Source organism: Georgenia sp. SUBG003, from assembly GCF_000715355.2.
Classification (GTDB): domain Bacteria; phylum Actinomycetota; class Actinomycetes; order Actinomycetales; family Actinomycetaceae; genus Georgenia.
The window spans coordinates 4559204-4582221 of record NZ_CP180204.1; the positions used below are offsets into that span (position 1 = coordinate 4559204).

Below are 23018 nucleotides of genomic sequence, written 5' to 3' on the forward strand. Positions count from 1 at the left end.
CGGCTGGACGTACAGGAGGCCGCCGCCGACCGGCAGGGTCAGCAGGTTGCCGAGCTGGACGTTCGAGTTGCCCTGCCGCAGCAGGTTCAGCTCGGAGGAGACGGCCGGGTTGGAGTTGAAGTTGTTCTGCACCTGGCCCGGACGGACGGTGACGTCGACGCAGCTCGAGCAGCCGGATCTTGGCCGTAGCGAAGGCCCCCACTGCAGCGGCCAGGACGAGGAACCACAGGCTCGGGGGCGTCGCCGCTGACCGAGAGCGCGGCCACCGCGATGACGATCGACTCGCTGGGCACCGGCGGGAAGAAGCCGTCGATCGTGGCGAGGACGGTCACGGCGAGGAGGATCCACGGGGACCCGGCAAGCCCCAGGACGAACTCCTCCACGGCCTGCATCAGCTCCATGGTGTCCTTCCGCCGGGCCAGCTCCCGGCACCCGGGGACGTCTCTGCAACGGTACGTCACGGCAGGGGCTGCCGGGTGCAGCGCGGTGCCCTTGGCGTGCAGGTCCACCTCGACGATCTTCTTGGCGTTGTCCCAGGCGCGCCCGCGTTGGCCATGAAGATCGACTGGTACAGGCCGAAGACCGCGATGGAGACGAGGTAGCCGATGAAGAAGGGCTCGACGAACGCGAAGGCCAGCGTGCCGAAGAAGACCCCGAGGAACATGTTGAGCATGCCCTTCTGGGCGTACTGGGTGCAGATCTCCACCACGCGGCGCGAGTCCTCCGTCGAGGCCCGGGCGGCGTCGTCGTCGATCCGGATCGTGCGGCGGATGAACTCCAGGGCGCGGTACGCGCCCGTCGTCACCGCCTGGATCGAGGCGCCGGTGAACCAGTAGATCACCGCGCCGCCGGTGACGATCCCCCAGCAGGAACGGCGGGTGCATGATCGACAGGTTCTCCAGGTCCGTCGCAGGCCGTCCGTGAGCGCCCCTGCCCTGCTTGCGCACCCTGTGCGTTCATTCCCAGTCTCCCTGACGTCGTCCCGACGGTGGCGCGGCTCGTCACCGTCCCGTGCAGTCTGCCACCGCCGCGGGCGGCGCCGTCGCGCGCGACGCCGGTTGGGCGCGTCGGCGTCGCGTCGGAGCGGGCCGCCCCGGGCCCGAGCCGCCGTACGGCAACGTCGACGCCCGTCTCCGCGGCGTGGCGGTGACGGGGGCGTCGGACGAGCTGGACGCGGACGTCGCTCAGGACTCCTCGCGGGCGACGCTCAGGAGAGGAACTCCGAGAGCTGCTCGGTGAACGCCTTCTTCGGCTTACCGCCGACGATCGACTTCACGAGCTCGCCGTTCTGGTAGACGTGAACGTCGGGATCGAGACGATGCCGTAACGCTGCGCGGTCGCGGGGGTTGGCGTCGGTGTCGAGCTTGACGAACTTCATCCTGTCGCCGTGCGCGGCCGCGATCTCGTCGATGATCGGCGCCTGGCGGCACGGGGGCGCACCAGGTGGCCCAGAAGTCGACGAGGACGGGGACGGTCGGAGCTGACGGGCAGTGGCATCGAGGGAGGTACTGGCCGTACCCGGATGGAGAGGGACTCCCAGCCCGGCTCCGGAAGGCGTTTGCTGGCATCACGGCTCGACAGCCATCCAGCACACGAAGGAATCCCGCATGCGACTGACCAAGGACGCCACGGAGCGGTCCGGCCGCCCCAAGACCATCCTCGCCATCATCCTCGTCAGCTATTTCATGATCCTGCTGGACAACTCCGTCGTGTTCACCGGGTTGCCGAGCATTCGCACCGATCTGGGTCTGACGACGGCCGCCCTGTCCTGGGTGCAGGACGCGTACACCCTCGTCTTCGGCGGGCTGCTCCTTCTCGGCGCCCGAGCGGCGACCTGGTCGGCGCCGGCTGTTCGTGATCGGCCTGGCGATCTTCGGGGCTGCCTCGCTGCTCATCGGCCTGGCTCCGACCGGATCGTGGTTGGTGGCATCGCGCGCCTGCAGGGAATCGGCGCAGGGCCCGTTCGGCAGACCCAGCCCAGAAGGGCACCCGGCAGTACCTTGGCGTACTCGCACCGGGGGATCAGCCACGCGACCCTCCTCGTCCGGTCGTACGCGGCGCTCCTCCAGCGTGCTCGACCATGGATGTCTCGGACTCCGTGCGGGACGCGTACTGGACGCTGCTCGGGGTACTTCAACAGCCTCCGAGTGCTCGGGAGGCTCCTACATGCAGGTCATCGACGACGCCCCTGACCCGTATGAAGCTGCTCGCGACCCCGCAATCACGAGGAACGCCGTGAGCTCAAGGAACCTCGCGAGCTGACCTCGCGCCCGCAAGTCGACCCGAGATCCCCGGAGCTGGAGATCTTGGGGCAAGCCGTGCACGGATCCGAGCGTCCGGCTCCGCGAGCCCCCGGTCCAGCGCGTCGTCGCCTGGCGCCCCACCTTCAGGCCTGCCGCAACGAGCAGGTCACCGACCGACTGAGCGTCGATACCGAGCTGCCTGCCGAGCTCGTCCTGGTTGGCCCACGTCTCCATGACTCGTCCTCAGTTTCAGTCTCGTTGTCAGGGAACGACAAAGGCCATGCCGAGCGCTTCCGCGTTCCGGCACGGCCTCTGACCTGCGACTATGCGTCGGGCTGGCGGGATTTGAACCCACGACCCTTGACCCCAGTCAAGTGCGCTACCAAGCTGCGCCACAGCCCGTCTCCCACCAGCGCCTGGCCGGTCGGGACTGGAAGATGCTACCCCAGCCGTGACCCGCGATCCGAATCCGCCGGCCCGCCCGCCGCTGTGACTCCCGACACTGGCCCACCGCGCCACGCTGGCCACCCGCAGGCGGCCTGTGTCGCGCAGGGCGTGACCGGTAGGTCGGGCTGCGCAGACGAAGTCGATCCGGGCGGACTTCCATCGCGCACGTCACTGACCGAGGCGGCGGTGGGCGGGCGGCGAGGGTCGTCCTGGTTGTTCCCTGACGTGGACATATTTCCTCTCGCGGACTTATTCCGCATGCATCTGTGCTGGATGTTCGAGAAACGCAAGGAGCCGCAACTGTAAAGTTGCGGCCTCCTTGTAACGGGTGTTCGGCGGTGTCCTACTCTCCCACACAGTCTCCCGTGCAGTACCATCGGCGCTGAGGGGCTTAGCTTCCGGGTTCGGAATGGGACCGGGCGTTTCCCCCTCGCTGTGACCGCCGTAACTCTATGGAGATATCGGTGCCGACGGCCGGGTCGGGGGTGCGTATCTCGGGAACCGCACAGTGGACGCGTAGCACTCTTCGTTTCTTCCAACACGTGTTGGTGTTGTGGCAAGTTGTCGGCCAATTAGTACCGGTCAGCTCCACGCGTTGCCGCGCTTCCACGTCCGGCCTATCAACCCAGTGGTCTGCTGGGGGCCTTCCCACCGCAGTCGTGGAAGGCCTGCTGGACGGGGTGGAGCTCGCCGTCGGCGGCCAGTCCCTCGATCGTGGTGACCTCGTGGCCGTCGGCCTGCACGGCGAGGACGTTGCAGGACTTCACGGACCGGCCGTCGAGGTGGACGGTGCAGGCCCCGCAGTTCGAGGTGTCGCACCCGACGACGGTCCCGGTCTTCCCGAGGGACTCACGCAGGTAGTGCACCAGGAGCGTCCTGGGCTCGACCTCGTCGGTGTACCGGGCGCGTCGACGGTCACGGGAGTTGTCGGCGAAGGGGACGCGGACGTACTCGGCCTGGGTGCCGTCGATGAGGTGGCCGAAGATCCAGCCGATCCCGGACGCACCCTCGTCCGCGAGGCAGTGGGCGTACAGGCCCTGGTGGCAGTAGGAGCAGGCGCCGCAGGCGCTGATGCACGAGATGATCACGCGGTCGCCGACCTTGATGGTGGACACCGCGTCGCCCACCTCCGTCACGGTGCCGACGCCCTCGTGCCCGAGGATGCGCCCCTCCGTCACCGCCGGCACGTCACCCTTGAGGATGTGCAGATCCGTGCCGCAGATGGTCGTGGTGTCGACCTTGACGATGATGTCGGTCGGGTCGTGATCCTCGGGTCGGGGGACCGTCGTCCCAGGACTTCTTCCCCGGGCCGTCGGGTAGACGAGCGCCCTCATGACAACCTCCTTGTCGTCGGTGCCGGCCCGCGCCGGGCCGACGGCGCAGCACGCGCCGACTCCACCGTGCCAGCGGTGCGCCCGTCGCGTCAGGGACATGGGTCCCGAACGAGGTCGACCGTGCGTCGTGCCCGCTCGACCCGAGTCGTCGGCCAGCCCGGTCTTGCCGCGCGCCGGCGGCACTCCGTGCCGCGGTCGCCCCCGTGTGTTTTTAACGGAGAGTTTGATCCTGGCTCAGGACGAACGCTGGCGGCGTGCTTAACACATGCAAGTCGAACGATGAGGGCCCGGGCTTGCCCCGGGTCTGATTAGTGGCGAACGGGTGAGTAACACGTGAGTAACCTGCCCCCCGACTTCGGGATAACCGCGAGAAATCGTGGCTAATACCGGATATGACGCCCCCTGCCGCATGGTGGGGGTGTGGAAAAGACTGTGTCGGTCGGGGGATGGGCTCGCGGCCTATCAGCTTGTTGGTGGGGGTGATGGCCTACCAAGGCCGACGGGTAGCCGGCCTGAGAGGGTGACCGGCCACACTGGGACTGAGACACGGCCCAGACTCCTACGGGAGGCAGCAGTGGGGAATATTACGAGTACGGCCCGGCGAAGGCGACCCGCTCCTTGCGCTCGTCGGTGATCGAGTAGGTGGCGAAGATCATGTCGACGGAGCCGTTCTCGAGCAGCGTCTCGCGCTGCGAGGAGACCGACTCGACGAACTCGATCTGGTCCTCGGAGTAGCCGAGCTTCTCGGTGACGTACTTCGCGACGTCGACGTCGAAGCCGGTGTAGTCCGAGCCCTCCTGCAGGCCGAGACCGGGCTGGTCGTACTTGATGCCGATGGTGAGGCTGTCCCCGCCACCCCCGGTGGCGGTGCCTCCGTCACCGGCCGGCTCGTCGGTCTGGCCGGGCTCGCCGGCGGAGCAGGCGGTGAGGGCCAGGGCGGCGGCCAGGCTCAGGGCGGCGAAACCGGCTGTGCGAGTGCGTCGCATGTCGTCTCCTTCTGGTCTTTCCCCGGCGGGGGATCTTCGCTGGTGGTGCGCGGGTCAGTGGCTGAGCAGCTTGGACAGGAAGTCCTGGGCCCGGGAGGACCGGGGGTTGGTGAAGAACTCGTCGGGGGTGTTCTCCTCGACGATCTGGCCGGCGTCCATGAAGATCACGCGGTCGGCGGCCTTGCGGGCGAAACCCATCTCGTGGGTGACGACGACCATGGTCATGCCGTCCCGGGCGAGCGAGGTCATGACGTCGAGGACCTCGGTGATCATCTCGGGGTCCAGCGCGGAGGTCGGCTCGTCGAAGAGCATCACCTTGGGCTGCATGGCCAGCGCCCGCGCGATGGCGACGCGCTGCTGCTGCCCGCCGGAGAGCTGCGCGGGGTACTTGGCGGCCTGGTTGGCGAGGATTTTGGAAGCCAGTTCCACCGGTAGCCGCTCGCCGTGACCATCAGTTTGACGTTGGAGACGGGACGGATGTTCTCGAGCTCTTCAGGTGTCACGGCATCACCGCGGTAGCGCACCTCAAGAACAGCGTGGTCGTCTCGCGGCCAAAGTGAGTCAGACTCGTCGACCATCTCGATTGGGAGCGCTCGGTCGCCGTGGACGAAACCTGAGGACTGGTTCACGCGTAGGATCGGGGTGAGATTCCGGTGCTTGTTTGCGTTCGCAACCTCACGAACCATCAAAGCGGTCTCGTTGATAGGGATGTCTTGCCTACCCCACGCCCTCATATTGTGGCTGCAGTGACCTGATGACCTCACTGAACGGGGCGGGAAGCGCTCTATAGAATGCCCGCACATCGCGATTGACTGTCTGAACGTCATCCCAAATGGAACTGTGGGCGAGATATCTTGAGCTCGTGAACGTCCACCACCTCGGTGAAGGCCAGTCGATCTCGTCGCCGAACAGCTCGATCCGGATGGCCAGCTCCTCGTAGACAGGGATGATCTCGATGGTGTCGCCGCGGACCCGGAAGGTGCCCCGGGTGAAGGCCATGTCGTTGCGGACGTACTGCATCGTGACGAACTGGCGCAGCAGGTCGTCCCGCTCCACCCGGTCCCCCGACCTTCAGCTGCACCATGCGGTCGACGTACTCCTGCGGCGTGCCGAGGCCGTAGATGCAGGAGACGGACGCGACCACGACCACGTCGCGGCGGGTCAGCAACGAGTTGGTGGCGCTGTGCCGCAGCCGCTCGACCTCGTCGATCGAGGAGTCCTTCTCGATGTACGTGTCCGTCTGCGGCACGTACGCCTCGGGCTGGTAGTAGTCGTAGTACGAGACGAAGTACTCGACGGCGTGTTCGGCAGAAGCTCGCGGAACTCCGTGGCGAGCTGGGCGGCGAGCGTCTTGTTCGGTGCCATCACCAGGGTCGGGCGCTGGACCTGCTCGACGAGCCAGGCCGTGGTGGCGGACTTGCCGGTGCCGTGGCGCCGAGCAGCACGATGTCCTTCTCCCCGGCGCGGGGTCTCGTGGCCGCCGGCGTGATCGCCGCGGCGGTGACCTTCAACGAGGACGGCAACCCGCTGCGGGCCGTGTGGGAACGCTCCGGTCCCACCTGGGCGCGGTGGAACCAGGTGGAGAACTACGCGGAGAACGGGTTCGTCTCGGGCCTGCTGTACAACATGCCCGGCACAGCCATGGAGCGACCGGACGACTACTCCCGCGCCACCATGCAGCAGATCGCGGACAGGTACGCCGCGGTCGCCGCCGAGACGAACACGACGCGCGACCCCAGGCGCTCGCGGACACCAACGTCGTCGTCGTGCTCAGCGAGTCCTTCACGGATCCCACCCGCCTGCGCGGCGTGGAGGTGTCGGAGGACCCGATCCCCTTCACACGCGCGCTGATGGAGCGGAACCCGTCCGGCACGATGCTCAGCTCCGACTACGGCGGCGGCACGGCCAGACTACTGGGGGCACGTCAACCCGATCGGGCCCCGCGGCGTGTACGACGAGGCCAAGCGGTACGGCGAGGCGCTCGTGACCGCCTACCGCTCCACCCACGGTGTCAACACCGGCATCGTGCGGATCTTCAACACCTACGGCCCACGCATGCGCCCGAACGACGGACGCGCCATCCCGACGTCATCCGCCAGGCGCTCGCCAACGAGCCGATCACCGTGGCCGGGGACGGCCGTCAAACCAGGTCCGTGTGCTACGTCGACGACCTCGTCGCCGGTGTGCTCACCATGGCCAGCGCCCACCCGGGGCCCATCAACATCGGCAACCCGCACGAGCGGTCGGTCCTCGAGATCGCCGAGGACGTCCGGGCCGCCACGGGGTCCCGCTCGGGAGATCACCTTCGTCGGGCGGCCCGTCGACGACCCTGCGCCATAAGGGACACCGTAGTTGAGTTGTGGACAATTGTTGCTCGAAATCGCAGCACCGTTTGCGCTCGCTCTGCCATCCTGGTCAACGGCTCCTTGCCGCCTAAGTGCTCGCCGGGCCGCCAGGTTCGAAAGACCGAAGCAGACCCCTTCATCGCAGATAAAAGGGCAGCAGTGGGCGACGCTTTGCGCGTGGTCCCCGCCCCCCGGGGGCCCCCGGGATCAGGGCAGCGGGGGACGCGGGATGGGTTTGGGCATGGGGGGGTTTAAATGCAACGCTTTCTCCGGGAGTTTCCGGGATATGTCGATGTCGGTCCGCTTTAGTCGCGGGGGGCGAGCGGACCGGAATGTCGGTGCGCACCGTTTAGCGTCAAACGGCGGTCGGGATCGGGGTCGAAACAGGGGGGTGCCGTGGAACGGAGATCGCCGGAGAACTCGCGCGCGCGGGAGCGTCCCTTCGACGTCGGTGAACTTTCGGAAAGCCTCGACGAACCCGGCTCGGTCGTTGTCCGTGACGTGCCCATCAGCATCCCGAAGCGGCGGCCCCCCGAGGAGCACCAGTCCTTCGTCCACCAGGCGAAGCTCGTCGTCACGCTCTCCGACGACAACGCCGACTCGCTCGAGAACCGCGTCTGCCTGTTCCGTCAGCCCGAGATGATCGTGGAGACCGTCGACCACACCCTCGAGGGACGCAAGTACCACGCCTTCCTCCTCGCCGCGCGTCGATCAACCCGGACGCACCACCCCGAAGGATCTCCACGCCGACGACTCCTCCGGTTCTCCGAACCGCCCGCCCACGACCGTTGGATCCCGGGCTCCGGCCGCAAGCAGGCGAGCCAGGCGAACCTCACCGCACGGTACGTCGCCCCGTGGAAGAAGAACCTCCAGGAGATCGACCGCAACGTCAGGGCGGCGCTCAACGACCTGTTCGGGGCAACCATCCGATGGCGGCCGTGACGATGGCGAGGTCGCGCGGGTCCCGGACCTCGTAGCAGCCGGGCCCGGGCTCGGTGAGGTACTGGCAGGACTGGTTGGACTGCCAGATCGTGATGACCGTGTAGGCGCCGAAGACGAACATCGACGCCCCGGTGGCGAGGCCGTCGAGGCCGTCGGTGAGGTTGACCGCGTTGGACCAGGCGGTGATGAGGAAGTTGGCCCACAGCACGAACAGCACGAGCCCGAGCGCGCCGGCCCAGGCGAGGTCGATGCCGGTGTCCCGGATGAAGGAGATCCGGGTGGAGCCCGGCGTGCGGTAGTTCTCGTTCTCGAACTGCAGCGCGAGCACGGCGAACGTGATGCCGATGACGGCCTGGCCGACGAGCTTCCCGCGCTCGTCGAGGCCGAGCGAGCGCTGGCGGGAGATCTTGATGTAGTCGTCGAGGAACCCGATCAGGCCCATGCCACGCGCGATCCGGTGCGGCGCCCACCGGGTGATGTCCTGCTCGCGCAGGAACACCTTTCCCGAGTCCGGCTTGATCATGCCGGTGACGCAGTTGAAGAACGTCGTCTTGCCCGATCCGTTCGGCCCGATCAGACCGTTGATCTTCCCGTCGAGGAAGTCGACTCGCCTCCCGGACCGCCGTGCCACGCCGCCGAAGACTTCCGTCCAGCCCCTACGGGTCGTCGCAGCACCCGCTCGGTGGTCACCGCCGTCTCGCGGAGGTCCTCCAGCCACGGTCATCGCCCACCGCTCTCCTTCCGCTCCTCGCTGCCGTCCTCGACCCGCTGGCCGACGCGATGGGCCCACCCCGGCGGGTGCCTGTGAGGATGACGTCGCCCGGGAGGAGCGTGAAGATCGAGGAGACGTACGCGACGAGGTCCGGGACCTTGTGCACGAGGTCGGAGGTGCGCCCGTCCTGCCGCAGCTCGCCGTCGACCCTCGCGCGCACCGCGAGGTCGGAGACGTCGAGGTCCAGGGCGATGTACGGGCCCAGCGGGCAGGAGGTGTCGAACCCCTTCGCGCGGGTCCACTGCGAGTCCGTGCGCTGGACGTCACGCGCGGTGACGTCGTTGGCGACGGTGTACCCGATGACGTCGCCGGCCTTCTCCGGCGGCACGAACTTGCACAGCCGCGAGATGACGACGGCGAGCTCGGCCTCGTGATGGACGTTCTCGCTGTACGCGCGCCGAACCCGCCGATGACGAAGTTGAACGCCGGGTAGATCAGCGCGAACAGCACGGCGACGAGCACCGCGACGAACGCGGTGATGATCGGCACGAGGCGCGGCCGCCGAAGAACGCCAGGTACGGGGGCAGCTTCGTGCGGTAGAACCGCTGCCACAGCAACGCCGCGATGATGCCGATCGTGATGCCGCCGAGCACGCCGTAGTTGATCGTCTCCTCGCCTCGGCCCGGCGCGAAGTACGGCGCCAGCGCCTCGAGCACGGCGGAGAAGGTCAGGTACCCGACGACGCCGGCGAGCGCCGTCGAGCCGTCGGACTTGCGGGCGAAGCCGATGGCGACGCCGAGCGCGAAGATGATCGGCAGGTTGCCGAACACCGCGTTGCCGGCTGCGGCGAGCACGCTCGCGACCGGGAGCATCCAGGCCATAGGGAGAAGCGACTGTTTACTAAAAAACACAGGTCCGTGCGAAGTCGCAAGACGATGTATACGGACTGACGCCTGCCCGGTGCTGGAAGGTTAAGAGGACGGGTCAGCCGCGAGGCGAAGCTCAGAATTTAAGCCCCAGTAAACGGCGGTGGTAACTATAACCATCCTAAGGTAGCGAAATTCCTTGTCGGGTAAGTTCCGACCTGCACGAATGGCGTAACGACTTCTCCGCTGTCTCGACCGCGAACTCGGCGAAAATTGCACTACGAGTAAAGATGCTCGTTTCGCGCAGCAGGACGGAAAGACCCCGGGGACCTTTACTATAGCTTGGTATTGGTGTTCGGTACGGCTTGTGTAGGATAGGTGGGAGACCGTGAAGCCGCCACGCCAGTGGTGGTGGAGTCGCCGTTGAAATACCACTCTGGTCGTACTGCACATCTAACCTCGGTCCGTGATCCGGACCAGGGACAGTGCCTGGTGGGTAGTTTAACTGGGGCGGTTGCCTCCCAAAATGTAACGGAGGCGCTCAAAGGTTCCCTCAGCCTGGTTGGCAATCAGGTGTCGAGTGCAAGTGCACAAGGGAGCTTGACTGTGAGACTGACAGGTCGAGCAGGGACGAAGGTCGGAACTAGTGATCCGGCGGTGGCTTGTGGAAGCGCCGTCCCTCGGCGCCGGCGGCGGCGGGACGTGCGGTGCCCAGCGTCGGGTCGCCCGGGCGGTGGGCACGCACCCACTCGACCTGCTCCGCCGTCGGCCCGGCGACCTCGCCCCGGTAGTAGTCGTCGTCGTCCGTGCCCGCCACCATCGGGTGGGGCGCGGCGAGCATGCCCTCCAGCATCGGGGCCAGGAGGTCCTGCTTCTCGTAGATCAGACCCTCCCGGGTGGGCCCGGCGAGCTCGTACTCGTTGGTCATCGTCAGCGCCGGGGTCGGGCAGGCCTCGATGCACAGGCCGCAGAAGATGCAGCGCAGGTAGTTGATCTGGTACACGCGGCCGTACCGCTCGCCCGGGGGAGTACTGGGCGTCGGGGGGTGTTGTTGCCGGCCTCGACGTAGATGGCGTCCGCCGGGCACGCCCAGGCGCAGAGTGATGACGCCGTTGTCGACCGCCAGGGCGATCTCCTCGGCGGTCGAGCCGGAGCCGCCGTGGAAGACGAGGTCGAACGGCTTGTCCTTGCCGACCTCCTTGCCGACGACCTCCTGGATCTGCCCGAGCAGCTCCGGGCGCAGCCGCACGGCTCCGGGCTTGTACACGCCGTGGACGTTGCCGAAGGTCAGCGCGGTCAGGTAACGCCCCTTCTCGCCGGTGCCGAGCGCGCGCACGGTGGCCAGGCCGTCCTCGGGCGTGGTGTAGAGCTTCTCGTTGATCTCGGCCTCGTGGCCGTCCTCCTCGCCGCCGACGCCGATCTCGATCTCGAGGATCGTGCGCGCCTTCTGCGACAGCTCGAGGAGCTCCTCGGCGATGACGAGGTTCTCCTCCAGCGGGACGGTGGAGCCGTCGAACACCCGCCCGACACGTTCCAGGCCCACGCAGGCCAGGAGCTCACCGACTACATCAACGCCGGGCAGCTGGAGGACGTCTCCGCCCTGTACGACGAGTTCGGCCTGACGGACGTTCCCCCAGGACCTCCTCGATCTCACCGTCGAGGACGCCATCTACTCCGTGCCGTCGAACATCCACCGCTCCAACGTGGTGTGGGCCAACCCGTCCGTGCTCGAGGAGGTCGCATCGACCCGGCCGCGTCCCGGCGGACATCGACACCTGGATCACAGACCTGCAGAAGGTGCAGGACGCGGGCAGCACACCGCTGTCCGTCGCACGCGTGGACCCAGGTGCACCTGCTGGAGACGTTGATCAGACCCCACGTCACGCCCCCGGCGAGGACGAAGAGCGCTCCGGCGACGATGGCGAGGATGCCGGCGACCTTGGCGATGCTGCTGTTCATGGCTGTGTTCCCGTCAGGTGCGGGCGACTCCCCATGAGCGGCCCGCGCGTTGCGGCAGTCCCGGTATCGGACCGGTCCTGCTTCCTACGGGACAAACGTAGGACGGGCCAAACCCGGCAAAGCGGGACAGAAGTCCTGCCCTTGCAGGTCAGTTCTCGGACGGAACTGGTTCCCGGGTGCGTCCCGGTCGCCAGCCGGTCGCGCTCAGGCTGCGGCCGGGTTCGGAGCGGACCGGCCGCGCTGAAGCCGGCGTGGACGATGACGGCACCCCCGTGGCTGGACCTACCAGCTGTCGTCCGCGGGCGACGGGGGGCTTTCATCGCCGAGCGCTTCTGCGTCAACCTCTCCTATCTCATTGCCATCAACGGGGTGCGCCGGACCGGCGCGACCCACAACCTGCATCCCGGTGACACTCTCAACCTCGACGCCCACACGATCCTGTCGGTCGGGGACGAGCGGGGCGTCGTCCTTCAGAACCGGCCCCGTCACCCATCCCGCCGCAGCGATAAGAAGACGCGGATAGGCGGCATCAGGCCTGATCCGGACGCTCACCGGCCGCCCGTGGGTGGCAGAGTGGGCGTCGTGGTGCCGCCAGAGCACAGGAGGACATTCATGGCCGTCTACACGCTGCCCGACCTTCCGTACGACTACAGCGCCCTCGAGCCCCACATCAGCGGCAAGATCATGGAGCTGCACCACGACAAGCACCACGCCACCTACGTGGCGGGCGCAACACCGCGCTGGAGAAGCTTGCCGAGGCCCGCGAGTCCGGCGACCTTGCCGCCGTGAACCTGCACGAGAAGAACCTCTCGTTCAACCTCGGCGGCCACATCAACCACACGATCTTCTGGAACAACCTCTCCCCCGAGGGCGGCGGGGAGCCCGAGGCGACGCCGAGGCCATCAAGGACTCCTTCGGCACCTTCGACGCCTTCAAGAACCAGTTCGCCGCCGTCGCCACCGGCATCCAGGGCTCCGGCTGGTCGGTGCTCGCCTACGACTCCGTCTCGGGCGGGCTCGTGATCTTCCAGATGTACGACCAGCAGAACAAATTGACGGGGGGCCCGCACAAGCGGCGGAGCATGCGGATTAATTCGATGCAACGCGAAGAACCTTACCAAGGCTTGACATACACCGGAAACGTCCAGAGATGGGGCGCCCCCGCAAGGTCGGTGTACAGGTGGTGCATGGTTTGTCGTCAGCTCGTGTCGTGAGATGTTTGGGGGTTTAAAGTCCCCCGCAAACGAGCGCAAACCCCCTTTGTCCTGTGTTTGCCCAGCGGGGGTTTATGCCCGGGGGGGACTCATGGGGGAGACTGCCCGGGGGGTCAACTCGGAGGAAAGGGTGGGGGGATGACGTCAAAATCATCGCTCGCGACTGCGTTGGGGACGACCACGCACGCCGGTCCTGGGAGCGCGTGAGGACATCCATCTTGCGGGCGAGCCGCGGGCTGACGGTCACCACATGGTCTGCTCGTCCCGCGACGCGCGCCTCAAGTTCAGGCCGGTACCACGACGAGTACCCGACTCGGTTGAACTCCTCCATGTCGTCCCGCACCTCGTACACAGCGGTCCAGCCGGCCGCGCGGAGTGTGTCCACGGCGGCGACGGCGTGGAGGCCGGGAAAGGAGGAACACACGTAGACGTGGTGGCCGCGGCGCTCCACCGCTGCGTCGAGGAATGCCGTGAACTCAGACCGCGGGAACTGCCGCACACGCTCGGAGACATGGCTGTCGTTGTCCTGCAGGGAGCCGAACGGGAAGAAAATCACCCACCACCCGGCCGCCGCGTACTCGAGGGCCAGGCGGTTAGGCCGCAGCGACAGGGTCTTGTGGCCGAGTGCGGGTGCGTGGTGTCCCTGCTCGGGATGAAGGCGGCCATCCCGCCGATCGCGTGGGCGCCGCGCTGTGGCAGGTGCGCACGAGCAGCTCGGTGTAGGCGCGCATGAACGGCACGGTCATCGTCACGGCGTTGCGGTCGGGCAGCAGGAAGTCCTTGCCGCGCGTCCGGAAGGACTTGATGACCGAGAACATGTAGTCCCAGCGGCCGGCGTTCAGGCCGGCGGAGTGCTCACGCAGCTCGTAGAGGATCTCCTCCATCTCGAAGGCCGCCGGGTAGGTCTCGATCAGCACCGTCGCGCGGATCGTGCCGCGCGGGATGCCAGCGTCCTGGGGCGATGTTGAACGCGTCGTTCCACAGCCGCGCCTCGAGGTGGGACTCCATCTTCGGCAGGTAGAAGTAGGGACCGAGGCCCTTCTCGATCTGCCGCTGGCCCGCGGTGGCGATGTAGAGGCGAAGTCGACCAGCGAGCCGGAGGCACGGATGCGAGAGCTCGCGACGCAACCGTTGCGTCGCGCGAGCCCGCCGAGCGGCTTCATCATCGGCGCCCGGGACTCTGTCGTCGCGATCTGGGACCGTCGCGAGCTGCTCGGCATGCTGGTGCGCCGGGGAGCTGCGGGCCCGCTACAAGGACAGCGCGCTCGGGTTCCTGTGGACGCTGGCCCGACCGCTGGTCTCGTTGCTCATCTACTACGTCGCATCGTCGCTTCCTCGGCGCGGAACGGGCGAGTCCCGGACTTCCGCCATCTACGTCTTCACCGGACTGACCGTCTGGCAGCCTGTTCAACGAGATCGTGGGCGAACGGAACGGCCTCCAATCCTCGCCCAACGACGGGATCGTCAAGAAGAGTCTACCTGCCCCGCGAGATCTTCCCCCCTCGCCCACCGTCGGTACTCGGCCCTGTTCAACTTCGTGATCCAGCTGGCCATCCTCATCGTCGCCGCGCTGACGATACGCGGGCTGGTCCTCGACAGCCGCCTGCTCTACCTGCCGGCCGCCCTCGCCGTGACCCTGGTGTGGGCGCCGCCGCGCTCTGGTGCTCTCCGCGGGCGATGCGGAACAGCAGGGCGTACCCGATCTGGCCGGCAGCTCCGGTCACGGTGACGTTCACCGGTGTCGTGGTCATCGACGCACTCCTTCGTGGGGTTGGAGATATCTCGGCATCAAGATTACTCCCTGCGCCGCGGGCCCTCCGGCGTCCGCCCAGCACCCCAACCCCTCCCCCGCGAGATGTCAACTTCTCCGCGAGACGTCAACTTCTCCTTGAGACGTTTTTTGAAGCTGCCGCGCCTGGTGGGGGGCGGTGTCGGACATCGAGCGGTGAGGTCTCGCTGACGAAATGACGGGGCGGTCTCAAGGGGGTCCACGCAACACCTCGATGAGAAGAGGTGGTGCGGGTGCCGGCGTCCGATGGTGTGGGTCCCGGGGGCGCAGGGCGTTCTGGCGGGCGATCCGGGCCGGGGACTGGACGTTCGAGTCGGGCGGCGGCGGCCGATCAGGAAGGTGGTGCCCTCCTCGTTCAGCTCGCGGATCAGCACGGCGATCCGCTCGATGAGCGAGGGGTTCACCCCTCCCGCCGGCTCGTCGAGCATGACGAACGGCGGGTCCGACATGAGGGTGGAGCCCAGCTCGAGAAGCTTCTGCTGCCCGTAGGAGATGTCCCGGGCCTCGGAGTTCTCCAGGTGGTCGATGCCCACCCGGGCCAGCATCTCCCGTGCGCGGCGCACCGTGCTCGGCGAGCGGCTGCCGCCCAGGTACTCCCCGAGCGTGCGCGGCTGCACCGCGACGAGCATGTTCTCCAGCACGGTCATGCGCGGGAAGGTCCGGCACAGCTGGCTGCGCCCCAGACCGCCACCGCGCGATCCGGTGCGGCGCCCACCGGGTGATGTCCTGCTCGCGCAGGAACACCTTTCCCGAGTCCGGCTTGATCATGCCGTGACGGGGTCCAGGGCCGACGTCGGCTCGTCGAACAGCATGAGCTCCGGGTCCATGGCCAGTGCCCGGGCGATCGCCACCCGCTGCTGCTGGCCGCCCGAGAGCTGGGCAGGGTAGTGGTCGACCCGGTCGGACAGTCCGACCCGGGCCAGCAGCTCCAGCGCGCGCTCGCGGGCCCGGGCCCGCCCGGTGCCGAGGACCTGGACCGGTGCCTCCATGACGTTCTGCAGCGCGGTCATGTGCGGGAAGAGGTTGAAGCGCTGGAACACCATCCCGATGCGCGAGCGTTGCCGGGCGATGTCGCGCGGGTGGAGCCGGAAGAGTTCCGGGCGCCCCGGCGTACCTGCTCCCGGTAGCCCATGAGCTCGCCGTCGACCTCGATGCGGCCGCGCGATCTGCTCCAGCTCGTTCACGCAGCGCAGCAGCGTCGACTTGCCCGAGCCTGACGGGCCGACGTCCCGGTCGCCGGCATCGCCGTCATGATCGTCTCCGCGCTGGTGGTGGGCACCGCCTACCCGGCGGTCATCCAGCGATTCCAGGTCGAGCCGAACGCCCAGAGCGTCGAGCAGCCGTACATCCAGCGCAACATCGACGCCACCCTCGCCGCGTACGGCCTCGACGACATCGAGGTGGAGACGTACTCGGCCACCACCGAGGCCGAGGCCGGCCAGCTGCGCGCGGACAGCCAGTCCACCGCGTCCATCCGCCTGCTGGACCCGAACATCGTCTCCCCGACGTCAACCAGCTGCAGCAGAACCGCCAGTACTACGGCTTCCCCCGACCCTCTCCGTCGACCGCTACGACATCGACGGCGAGAAGCGGGACACGGTCATCGCCGTGCGGGAGCTCAACCAGGACGGCCTCGGCGCCGACCAGCGCACCTGGATCAACGACCACACGGTCTACACCCACGGCTTCGGCGTCGTGGCCGCCTACGGCAACACGGCGGCGTCCGACGGACGGCCCGCGTCTTCGAGCAGGGCATCCCGAGCGGCGTCCACGCCGACGCCGAGAGTGTTGTCCTGCTGGTTGATCAGCCCGGTGGCGCCCGTGTTGGAGTACGCGATGCCCTTGGTCGTCGTGATGGTCAGCTTGCCGTCCGCCACGTCGAGGAGCTCGGGGAGGTAGTAGTCGTTGTTGGCGCTCGACGGCTGCACCATCGTGAAGCCGGTGTCCTGGTCCTGGGCGTCGTGCAGTCCGCCGTCGGCGTCGAAGGTGATCTCGCGCGTGTTGCCCGCTGCGGAGATTTCCGCGGCGGGCAGTGGCGAGTACGGCGACGTCGCCCACGTGGCCGGATCCTCCGGTACCTCGGCGATCGGCATCGAGGTGGCCGGCGAGGCCCCCCAGAGCCAGGGTGGCGACGACGGCAAGGGTCCAGATGCTGCTCTACGGCGTGCACGTGCACGTCGGCATCGAGGACCGCGCGAAGGTGCTGCCCATCATGCAGGCGCTGCTCACCCGGTTCGCGCACCTGCAGTCCCTGGCCGCCTCCTCCCCGTTCTGGGGCGGCGAGGCGACGGGATACGCCTCCAACCGCGCCATGATGTTCCAGCAGCTGCCCACCGCCGGCGTGCCGTACCAGTTCGACCGCTGGGAGGACCTCGAGAGCTACGTCGACGACATGACCCGGACGGGCGTCATCGACACCTTCTCGGAGCTGCGGTGGGACATCCGCCCCTCCCCCCCTCGGCACCATCGAGGTCCGCGTGTGCGACGCCGCCACGAACCTCCAGGAGCTGCGCGCCACCTCGGCCCTGACCCACTGCCTGGTCGAGCACTACTCGGAGATGCTCGACCGGCCCAGCCGAGCTCGTGCAGCCGGGCGTCGTCGATGCCGAAGTGGTGGGCGACCTCGTGGACGACCGTCACCGCGACCTCCTCGACGACCTCCTCCTCGGTCTCGCACAGCCGCAGGGTGGGGCCCCGGAAGATCGTGATCCGTGTCGGGCAGGGAACCGGCGGCCCACCAGGAGTCACGCTCCGTGAGCGGGTGCCCTCGTAGATGCCCAGCAGGTCCTCCTCCCCGGCGAGCTGCTCGGCGGTGGGCTCGTCCTCGACGAGCACCACGACGTTGTCCATCTTCTCGGCCAGCTCCAGCGGGATGAGGTCCAGGGCCTCGGAGACGGCCTCCTCGAAGTCGTCGCGCGACATGTCAACCACGGCTCCATCGTGCACCGGCGCCTCCGTTCCGGGCGAACACCGCGAGTGACGAGCGGCACACCCTGCCGACTTTGCTCCGGGAGGCTTCTTCCCCGTATGCTGTCCGAGGTCTTGGGGCGCTCCGGCGTCACGGGCGTCCACAGCAGTAACGGGCCCCCATCGTCTAGCGGCCTAGGACCCGCCCTTTCGACCGGGGTTCCGTCCGGCAGGACGGCATGTCCTCGACCGGGAGGATCTTGGAGATGACGCCCTTGTTGCCGTGGCGGCCGGCGAGCTTGTCGCCGTCGGTGATCTTGCGGCGCTGCGCGATGTAGACGCGGACCATCTGGTTCACGCCCGGGGGCAGCTCGTCGCCGTCCTCCTCGCTGAACTCGCGGACGCCGATGACGATTCCGGACTCGCCGTGCGGCACCTTCAGGGAGGTGTCGCGGACCTCGCGGGCCTCTCGCCGAAGATCGCGCGGAGCAGGCGCTCCTCGCTGGTCAGCTCGGTCTCCCCTTCGGGGTGACCTTGCCGACGAGGATGTCGCCGGAGTTGACCTCGGCGCCGATGCGGACGATGCCGCGCTCGTCGAGGTCGGCCAGGACCTCCTCGGAGACGTTCCGATTTCGTCTTTCACGCAGCGGCGCTGAAGCAAGTGCCATCGTGTGAATTCTTTCCGGAACAGGCCGTGAAGACGAACGTGCGAGGCAGTTACAACGTGATCGACGCTGCCGCGAAGCTAGGCGTGAGGTCAGTAGTCTGCCTGAGCACTGACAAAGCTGTCTATCCCGTCAACGCCATGGGGATGTCGAAGGCCCTCATGGAGAAGACCGCGCAGGCATTCGCTCGAAACAATCCCGGTTCGGGCACGACCGTCTCCATCACCCGGTACGGCAACGTGATGTACTCCCGAGGCTCAGTTATTCCCATGTTCGTAAAACAACTGGAGTCGGGACAGCCCTGACCTTAACCGAACCCCCCAATAAGCTGAGATATTCCACGACCATTATCTCTGACCGACACTTTTCCCGTGGAGCAGTCTATAGTTATTCGGATTTCCCCCCGGTCGATAGCGCCCACACGGGCCGCCTCATCAACCTCGTCCACAGCATTCTGAATTGGCTCGGCGAGAAGGTCCGAGGGGTTGTTGTAGCTCCGGATGATGTTACGGACCCGCTGCTTAATCGCAGTGGCGATAAGGCCCGGATCGGCAGCACCCAGCGGGTCGAACGTCTCGCTCACGAATTATCCCCAGACGTCAGTCATCTTCCAGCAGCTACCCGTTGTCACCCGGTGCCTGGTTGGTCGTCGTAACTCTAGACGCTGGCGACGCGTCGTCCGAGTCATCGGTGGACAATTGAGGGACCCCCGCCCGCCCCGCCGGCGGCGCGGAGGTTATACCCCTTGGGGTATGGTGTAATTGGCAGCACGACTGATTCTGGTTCAGTTAGTCTAGGTTCGAGTCCTGGTACCCCAGCCAAGCGGAAGGCCCACAGCCGACCGTGGCACCTCAGGGTGCCGAGCCCATCGTTTAGTGGCCTAGGACACCGCCCTCTCACGGCGGCGGCGCGGTTCGATCCGGCTGGGGGTACGTCGGAAGGCCCCGCACCTCGGTGCGGGGCCTTCGTGCATGTGGCGCCCGGTCGGGTCTCGTGCTCCGTCGGACCCCAGGATGCTGCCGTCCGCGTCGACGATGACGGCCGTGTTGTAGTAGATCCCGGCCGCTCCTCCTCGTAGATCGGCAGGACGATGACCATGCCCAGCTCCTTGGCCAGGGCGGCGAACCGCTCGGTGGTCGGGCCGGGGACGGGCTCGGCGTAGGCGTAGACCTCGTGTCCTGGGTGATGCCGAAGTAGGGGCCGTAGAAGAGCTCCTGGAAGCAGATCGCCTCGGCTCCCTGGGCGGCCGCCTCGCGCGTCCAGTCCTCGTGACGGGCGATCATCGACTCCTTGTCACCCGTCCACGGGGTCTGGGTCAGGGCGATCTTCCGGACGGTCATCGAGTCCTCCATCAGGGGGTGCGACACGGTGCGGTTCGTGACTCCCCGGCCACGCTGCCGGCGGTCTCGCTAGGTGCCCTGGTGCACCGGTCGGCGGGCTGCTGCTGCTCCTCGCGTTCGCACTGCCGTTCATCGACGCCTCGCCGTACACCATCTCCATCGGCACGTCGGCGTTCATCTACATCATGCTGGCGATGGGCCTGAACATCGTCGTCGGCTACGCGGGCCTGCTGGACCTGGGGTACTACGCTCTTCTGCCCGTCGGCGCCTACACCTCGGGCGTGCTCGCGACGAACGACATGCCGCTGGTGTTCACGATCCCGTTCGTCATCGTCGCGTGCATCGGCGCCGGCGTCATCATCGGCGGGCCGACCCTGCGTCTGCGCAGCGACTACCTCGCCATCGTGACCCTGGGCTTCGGCGAGATCATCCGCCTCACCGCCAACAATCTCGAGATCACCGGCGGCCCGTCGGGCATCAGCGGCATCCCGACCTTCGGCCTGTTCGGCTGGACCTTCCGCGACGGCGTGGACCTGTTCGGGATCCACTTCAGCGGCAACATCCTGCTGTACTGGACGGCGGTGCTCGCCGCGGCGGCTGCCACTCCGGTGCCGGTGCCCATCGACGCTAGGGAGTTCGTCCCCATGCCCATCCACGGCAGCCTGTTCAACGACTACCGCGAGAACGTCTCGCAGGACCCCTTCTCCCTCCAGAACAAGAAGCTGCTGAAGATCCAGATGGGATACGGGCCGGTCTGGGCGAAGACGGGCTCGATGGTCGCCTACCAGGGCGACATCCGGTTCGAGAACAAGGGCTCGGGGCGGGCTCGGCAAGATGTTCAAGTCCGCCATGACCGGCGAGGGCGTCGACATGATGCAGGCGACAGGCCACGGGGGAGCTCTTCGTCGCCGACGGGGCCGACGTGCAGGTCGCTACCTCGAGAACGACATGATCTCCGTCAACGGCAACAACGTCCTCGCGTTCTCGTCGTCGATCGAGTGGGACATCCACCGCATCCAGGCGCGCGGTGCCGCCATGACCGGTGGGCTGTACACGTGTCGCTGCGCGGCACCGGGTACGTGTCGCCCACGAGGAGCACCGGCAGATCCTGCGGGTGCTCACCGGCCTGCTCCTGGGGATGTTCGTCGCAACCTGTCCGGCACGATCGTGGGCAACGCGCTCCCGGTGATCGTCGGCGAGATCGGCGGGACGCAGCAGCAGTACACCTGGATCGTCACCTCGTCGATCCTGGCGTCGACGGCCCTGACCCCGATCGCCGGCAAGCTGGCGGACCTCTTCGACAAGAAGAAGCTGCTGCTCGGCTCGATCGCGATCTTCGCCCTCGGGTCCTGCTGGCGGGGCTGGTCGGACCTCGGCCGGCATGCTCATCGCCGTCCGCGAACGTCTTCAGCGTGTACGAGGTGTAGTACTTGAACGCGCCGAGGAACGTGTCGAAGCGGAACTTCTTCGACCACGCCAGGTCCCAGAGCCGGTTGAGGAACTCGAAGGAGTACTTCTCGAGCACCTCGCTCTCGTAGTAACCCTCCTCGACCAGGTAGTCGAGCTTCTCCTTGAGCGTGTGGAAGAAGACCGTGTTCTGGTTGACGTGCTGGAGGAAGTACTGGCGCGCCGCCTCACGGTCCTTGTCGAACTGGATGTTCCCGTCCGCGTCGTACAGGTTCAGCATCGCGTTCAGCGCGTGGTAGTCGAGCTGCGGCGCGCTGGCGACCTCTACGCCGGTATCTGTGAGCGTTGCTGCCAAACTGCCCCAATCCCTCTCGGACGCGCGTGACGTCCTCAGTCGTTCCCAGTAGTTCGAATACCTACTTCCTTCCCGCCCACTTGTCAGGGCGTCCCACCAGGCGCCCAAGACGTGGAAGCCAGTAACTCCCACGACACCACGGACGAGACTCGGCGACTGAACATCGAAGGAGGCAACACCCGGGGCCACGGCTAGGTAGAGCGTCGGGTATTCGATGGCGTCCGGGTCAGGTTTCTCGGTGACTACCCGAGCGGCCTTGCCGACGGCTGACTCGATGGCAGCGACACCTACAGCGAGCAAGTCCTGGCCGGCGGCACGCTTCTGAGCCCGCCGTAGATCGGCCTCAGCATCGGAGACCTCACGGGCCTCGGCATCTCTGCGGATAGACGCAACCTCGACGCTGCCGCGAGCGTTGGCCAGTCTTGCATGGTCAGCGGAGCCCGAGGCCACTTTTCCGATGGTCTCGCTTAGTGACGCTTCAGCGTTTGTGAGGTTTTGCTCAGCGAGGGTGAGGGCTTCTCGTGCCTGGGCTAGACGGTCGGACGCTTAACCGTAGAGGTGGAGGTCTTCTGGGTCTTCTCTGCATTTGTCACTTCTGGTTCAGCTCCCTCTCCGGAGAGGACGAACTGCAGGACCAAGGTGGTGCTCTGACCGCAGACACGGCCCAGCGCCAGGGCCATGGGGCCCCAGCCGGCGACGACGAGGGAGATCGTCACCGTGGCGTTCACGGTCAGATCTGCGCCAGCGATAAGGAACAGCCGCTTCTGGTCGAACCGCCGCGCCAGCATCGCCGACGGCACCACTCCAGCGCTGGCGAGCACCAGTGTCAGGGAAAGCACTCGCAGGACAGGTCCGGCCTCGGAGCTGCCCAGCGCCGTGGCGATCGGCTCGGCCGCCAGCGCGATCACCGCCGTGATGCACCCCCGGAGAGAAGGCCCAGCACCGCAAGGGTGGGCGCTCTGCTCCGTGGGTCCTCGCAACGAATGAGTTCGGTGCTCAGCCCGAAGATCTGCGAGTGTCAGGAGGATCGTCTGTACCGTCAGCGCGACGCGTACACCCCGAACTCCTCGGGGGTGAGCAGGCGGCGGGCTTCACGAACACCGCGTCGACCACGTCCGCGATCACCTACATCGACGGCGGGGCGGGCATCCTCCGCTACCGCGGCTACCCGATCGACCAGCTGGCCAAGGGCTCGAACTTCCTCGAGGTGGCCTACCTGCTGATCTACGGCGAGCTGCCCGACGCGCAGACTCTCGAGGCCGTCGAGCGCCGCATCAAGCGGCACACCATCCTCCACGAGGACTTCAAGGCGTTCTTCACCGCCTTCCCGCACAACGGGCACCCCATGGCCATCCTCCAGGCGGGCATCGCCGCCCTCGCCACCTACTACCAGCACACGCTGGACCCGCACGACCCTACCAGCGCGAGCTCTCCACCGTGCTGCTCATGGCCAAGGTGCCGACGATGATCGCGTCCATCGCCAAGCGCGCCAACGGTCTGCCGCTGCT

At 67.1% G+C, this 23018-nt stretch carries 17 protein-coding genes, 3 tRNA genes, 1 rRNA gene, 21 pseudogenes and 4 other annotated features; of the genes and pseudogenes, 15 read left to right on the forward strand and 27 right to left on the reverse strand.

All coding sequences use genetic code 11. From position 1 onward, the window contains the following. Positions 1–86: 86 nt before the first annotated feature. From DA06_RS26420 to DA06_RS26430, 3 genes are all read right to left on the reverse strand, one after another. Entirely contained in the window at positions 87–509 is a 423-nt protein-coding gene (locus DA06_RS26420; protein WP_418608443.1) for a hypothetical protein, read from the reverse strand. Next, positions 458–841 carry a sodium/proton-translocating pyrophosphatase gene (locus tag DA06_RS26425; RefSeq protein ID WP_418606471.1) on the reverse strand — a complete coding sequence of 128 codons (384 nt, stop codon included), beginning with the start codon at positions 839–841 and terminating at the stop codon, positions 458–460. The genes DA06_RS26420 and DA06_RS26425 overlap by 52 nt, the downstream gene beginning before the upstream one ends. Positions 842–1207: 366 nt before the next feature. Then, positions 1208–1378 carry a hypothetical protein gene (locus DA06_RS26430; RefSeq protein WP_418606472.1) on the reverse strand — a complete coding sequence of 57 codons (171 nt, stop codon included), beginning with the start codon at positions 1376–1378 and terminating at the stop codon, positions 1208–1210. A 229-nt stretch (positions 1379–1607) separates the two neighbouring features. Between DA06_RS26430 and DA06_RS26435 the strand changes: the two genes are divergently transcribed. After that, the gene (locus DA06_RS26435) at positions 1608–2192 is read left to right on the forward strand and encodes a hypothetical protein (protein WP_418606473.1); all 585 of its coding nucleotides are present in this window, start codon (positions 1608–1610) and stop codon (positions 2190–2192) included. 381 nt (positions 2193–2573) lie between these two features. On the opposite strand, the gene DA06_RS26440 is transcribed toward DA06_RS26435, so the two are convergent. From DA06_RS26440 to DA06_RS26470, 7 genes and pseudogenes are all read right to left on the reverse strand, one after another. Then, a tRNA-OTHER gene (locus tag DA06_RS26440) sits at positions 2574–2645 on the reverse strand. Positions 2646–3020: 375 nt separating this feature from the next. Further along, positions 3021–3137, reverse strand: a 5S ribosomal RNA gene (gene rrf / locus DA06_RS26445). A gap of 206 nt (positions 3138–3343) precedes the next feature. Beyond that, a pseudogene (locus DA06_RS26450) lies at positions 3344–3589 on the reverse strand ((2Fe-2S)-binding protein); the annotation flags it as partial. Between the two features lie 93 nt (positions 3590–3682). Beyond that, a pseudogene (locus tag DA06_RS26455) lies at positions 3683–4123 on the reverse strand (alcohol dehydrogenase catalytic domain-containing protein); the annotation flags it as partial. A gap of 120 nt (positions 4124–4243) precedes the next feature. After that, positions 4244–4653 (forward strand) — a sequence feature (16S ribosomal RNA rRNA prediction is too short). 21 nt (positions 4654–4674) lie between these two features. Further along, positions 4675–5010, reverse strand: a pseudogene (locus tag DA06_RS26460) (transporter substrate-binding domain-containing protein); the annotation flags it as partial. A 54-nt stretch (positions 5011–5064) separates the two neighbouring features. Beyond that, positions 5065–5418: pseudogene (locus tag DA06_RS26465) on the reverse strand (amino acid ABC transporter ATP-binding protein); the annotation flags it as partial. Positions 5419–5901: 483 nt separating this feature from the next. Further along, a pseudogene (locus tag DA06_RS26470) lies at positions 5902–6482 on the reverse strand (DEAD/DEAH box helicase family protein); the annotation flags it as partial. On the opposite strand from DA06_RS26470, the gene DA06_RS26475 reads away from it, so the two are divergent. The 3 genes and pseudogenes from DA06_RS26475 to DA06_RS26485 all read left to right on the forward strand — a co-directional run bounded on the left by DA06_RS26475 (position 6457) and on the right by DA06_RS26485 (position 8297). Beyond that, on the forward strand, positions 6457–6861 hold the full coding sequence (locus tag DA06_RS26475) for a hypothetical protein (RefSeq protein WP_418608444.1): 405 nt from the start codon (positions 6457–6459) through the stop codon (positions 6859–6861). The pseudogene DA06_RS26470 and the gene DA06_RS26475 sit on opposite strands and share 26 nt — an antisense overlap. A 60-nt stretch (positions 6862–6921) precedes the next feature. Further along, a pseudogene (locus DA06_RS26480) lies at positions 6922–7341 on the forward strand (NAD-dependent epimerase/dehydratase family protein); the annotation flags it as partial. Positions 7342–7856: 515 nt separating this feature from the next. Beyond that, positions 7857–8297, forward strand: coding sequence for a hypothetical protein (locus DA06_RS26485; RefSeq protein ID WP_418606474.1), 441 nt, complete (start codon positions 7857–7859; stop codon positions 8295–8297). Here DA06_RS26485 and DA06_RS26490 read toward each other — a convergent pair. The 6 genes and pseudogenes from DA06_RS26490 to DA06_RS26515 all read right to left on the reverse strand — a co-directional run. Then, positions 8284–9021, reverse strand: a pseudogene (locus DA06_RS26490) (ATP-binding cassette domain-containing protein); the annotation flags it as partial. The gene DA06_RS26485 and the pseudogene DA06_RS26490 sit on opposite strands and share 14 nt — an antisense overlap. A 64-nt stretch (positions 9022–9085) precedes the next feature. After that, positions 9086–9460 (reverse strand): annotated as a pseudogene (locus DA06_RS26495) (fumarylacetoacetate hydrolase family protein); the annotation flags it as partial. A 43-nt stretch (positions 9461–9503) separates the two neighbouring features. Beyond that, complete coding sequence (locus DA06_RS26500) at positions 9504–9725, reverse strand: hypothetical protein (protein WP_418606475.1); 222 nt, start codon at positions 9723–9725, stop codon at positions 9504–9506. An 88-nt stretch (positions 9726–9813) separates the two neighbouring features. Then, positions 9814–10128 (forward strand) — a sequence feature (23S ribosomal RNA rRNA prediction is too short). Positions 10129–10155: 27 nt separating this feature from the next. After that, positions 10156–10644 (forward strand) — a sequence feature (23S ribosomal RNA rRNA prediction is too short). Between the two features lie 192 nt (positions 10645–10836). Further along, positions 10837–10962: pseudogene (locus DA06_RS26505) on the reverse strand (hypothetical protein); the annotation flags it as partial. A gap of 3 nt (positions 10963–10965) precedes the next feature. After that, positions 10966–11394: pseudogene (locus tag DA06_RS26510) on the reverse strand (class II fructose-bisphosphate aldolase); the annotation flags it as partial. A gap of 722 nt (positions 11395–12116) precedes the next feature. After that, on the reverse strand, positions 12117–12386 hold the full coding sequence (locus tag DA06_RS26515; protein WP_418608446.1) for a hypothetical protein: 270 nt from the start codon (positions 12384–12386) through the stop codon (positions 12117–12119). Positions 12387–12446: 60 nt separating this feature from the next. On the opposite strand from DA06_RS26515, the pseudogene DA06_RS26520 reads away from it, so the two are divergent. Further along, positions 12447–12897 (forward strand): annotated as a pseudogene (locus tag DA06_RS26520) (superoxide dismutase); the annotation flags it as partial. A gap of 16 nt (positions 12898–12913) precedes the next feature. Beyond that, positions 12914–13235, forward strand: a sequence feature (16S ribosomal RNA rRNA prediction is too short). Positions 13236–13686: 451 nt separating this feature from the next. Here DA06_RS26520 and DA06_RS26525 read toward each other — a convergent pair. Further along, positions 13687–14150 (reverse strand): annotated as a pseudogene (locus DA06_RS26525) (malate synthase A); the annotation flags it as partial. A gap of 200 nt (positions 14151–14350) precedes the next feature. Here DA06_RS26525 and DA06_RS26530 point away from each other — a divergent pair. Continuing rightward, positions 14351–14776 (forward strand): hypothetical protein, encoded by a 426-nt coding sequence (locus DA06_RS26530; RefSeq protein ID WP_418608448.1) that lies wholly within the window; start codon positions 14351–14353, stop codon positions 14774–14776. A 65-nt stretch (positions 14777–14841) separates the two neighbouring features. Here the strand turns inward: DA06_RS26530 and DA06_RS26535 are convergent, their stop codons facing one another. Both DA06_RS26535 and DA06_RS26540 read right to left on the reverse strand, forming a co-directional pair. Next, on the reverse strand, positions 14842–15483 hold the full coding sequence (locus DA06_RS26535; RefSeq protein ID WP_418606476.1) for an ATP-binding cassette domain-containing protein: 642 nt from the start codon (positions 15481–15483) through the stop codon (positions 14842–14844). A gap of 117 nt (positions 15484–15600) precedes the next feature. Further along, complete coding sequence (locus tag DA06_RS26540; RefSeq protein ID WP_418608243.1) at positions 15601–16176, reverse strand: amino acid ABC transporter ATP-binding protein; 576 nt, start codon at positions 16174–16176, stop codon at positions 15601–15603. Between DA06_RS26540 and DA06_RS26545 the strand changes: the two are divergent. Then, a pseudogene (locus tag DA06_RS26545) lies at positions 16087–16290 on the forward strand (UPF0182 family protein); the annotation flags it as partial. The gene DA06_RS26540 and the pseudogene DA06_RS26545 overlap by 90 nt on opposite strands. Before the next feature lie 154 nt (positions 16291–16444). Next, a pseudogene (locus tag DA06_RS26550) lies at positions 16445–16516 on the forward strand (hypothetical protein); the annotation flags it as partial. Positions 16517–16539: 23 nt separating this feature from the next. On the opposite strand, the gene DA06_RS26555 reads toward DA06_RS26550, so the two are convergent. Continuing rightward, complete coding sequence (locus DA06_RS26555; protein WP_418608449.1) at positions 16540–16929, reverse strand: hypothetical protein; 390 nt, start codon at positions 16927–16929, stop codon at positions 16540–16542. 32 nt (positions 16930–16961) lie between these two features. Here DA06_RS26555 and DA06_RS26560 point away from each other — a divergent pair. Next, positions 16962–17403 (forward strand): annotated as a pseudogene (locus tag DA06_RS26560) (YbdK family carboxylate-amine ligase); the annotation flags it as partial. Between the two features lie 64 nt (positions 17404–17467). Here DA06_RS26560 and DA06_RS26565 read toward each other — a convergent pair. Together DA06_RS26565 and DA06_RS26570 are read right to left on the reverse strand one after the other, a co-directional pair. Next, positions 17468–17758 (reverse strand): annotated as a pseudogene (locus tag DA06_RS26565) (metallopeptidase family protein); the annotation flags it as partial. A gap of 194 nt (positions 17759–17952) precedes the next feature. After that, positions 17953–18369 (reverse strand): annotated as a pseudogene (locus tag DA06_RS26570) (DNA-directed RNA polymerase subunit beta); the annotation flags it as partial. On the opposite strand from DA06_RS26570, the pseudogene DA06_RS26575 reads away from it, so the two are divergent. Next, positions 18369–18710: pseudogene (locus tag DA06_RS26575) on the forward strand (polysaccharide biosynthesis protein); the annotation flags it as partial. The pseudogenes DA06_RS26570 and DA06_RS26575 sit on opposite strands and share 1 nt — an antisense overlap. A gap of 5 nt (positions 18711–18715) precedes the next feature. On the opposite strand, the gene DA06_RS26580 reads toward DA06_RS26575, so the two are convergent. Continuing rightward, a complete protein-coding gene (locus DA06_RS26580; protein ID WP_418606477.1) occupies positions 18716–18991 on the reverse strand; it encodes a hypothetical protein in 276 nt (91 codons plus the stop codon). Positions 18992–19154: 163 nt separating this feature from the next. Here DA06_RS26580 and DA06_RS26585 point away from each other — a divergent pair. Both DA06_RS26585 and DA06_RS26590 read left to right on the forward strand, forming a co-directional pair. Next, positions 19155–19229 (forward strand) — tRNA-Gln (locus DA06_RS26585). A gap of 37 nt (positions 19230–19266) precedes the next feature. Further along, positions 19267–19340: transfer RNA gene (locus tag DA06_RS26590), tRNA-Glu, on the forward strand. Between the two features lie 74 nt (positions 19341–19414). Here the strand turns inward: DA06_RS26590 and DA06_RS26595 are convergent. Continuing rightward, positions 19415–19748: pseudogene (locus DA06_RS26595) on the reverse strand (nitrilase-related carbon-nitrogen hydrolase); the annotation flags it as partial. A gap of 158 nt (positions 19749–19906) precedes the next feature. Here DA06_RS26595 and DA06_RS26600 point away from each other — a divergent pair. Then, positions 19907–20248 (forward strand): annotated as a pseudogene (locus tag DA06_RS26600) (ABC transporter permease subunit); the annotation flags it as partial. Here the strand turns inward: DA06_RS26600 and DA06_RS26605 are convergent. Beyond that, complete coding sequence (locus tag DA06_RS26605; protein WP_418606478.1) at positions 20140–20394, reverse strand: hypothetical protein; 255 nt, start codon at positions 20392–20394, stop codon at positions 20140–20142. The pseudogene DA06_RS26600 and the gene DA06_RS26605 sit on opposite strands and share 109 nt — an antisense overlap. 227 nt (positions 20395–20621) lie before the next feature. Here DA06_RS26605 and DA06_RS26610 point away from each other — a divergent pair, with 227 nt between their 5' ends. Beyond that, positions 20622–21182: an MFS transporter gene (locus DA06_RS26610; protein ID WP_418608245.1), complete on the forward strand. Its 561-nt coding sequence runs from the start codon at positions 20622–20624 to the stop codon at positions 21180–21182. Here DA06_RS26610 and DA06_RS26615 read toward each other — a convergent pair. Further along, positions 21121–21510, reverse strand: a pseudogene (locus tag DA06_RS26615) (ribonucleotide-diphosphate reductase subunit alpha); the annotation flags it as partial. The gene DA06_RS26610 and the pseudogene DA06_RS26615 overlap by 62 nt on opposite strands. 530 nt (positions 21511–22040) lie before the next feature. Continuing rightward, complete coding sequence (locus DA06_RS26620; protein WP_418606479.1) at positions 22041–22418, reverse strand: oligosaccharide flippase family protein; 378 nt, start codon at positions 22416–22418, stop codon at positions 22041–22043. A gap of 107 nt (positions 22419–22525) precedes the next feature. On the opposite strand from DA06_RS26620, the gene DA06_RS26625 reads away from it, so the two are divergent. Continuing rightward, positions 22526–22978 (forward strand): citrate/2-methylcitrate synthase, encoded by a 453-nt coding sequence (locus tag DA06_RS26625; RefSeq protein WP_418606480.1) that lies wholly within the window; start codon positions 22526–22528, stop codon positions 22976–22978. Positions 22979–23018: the final 40 nt, after the last annotated feature.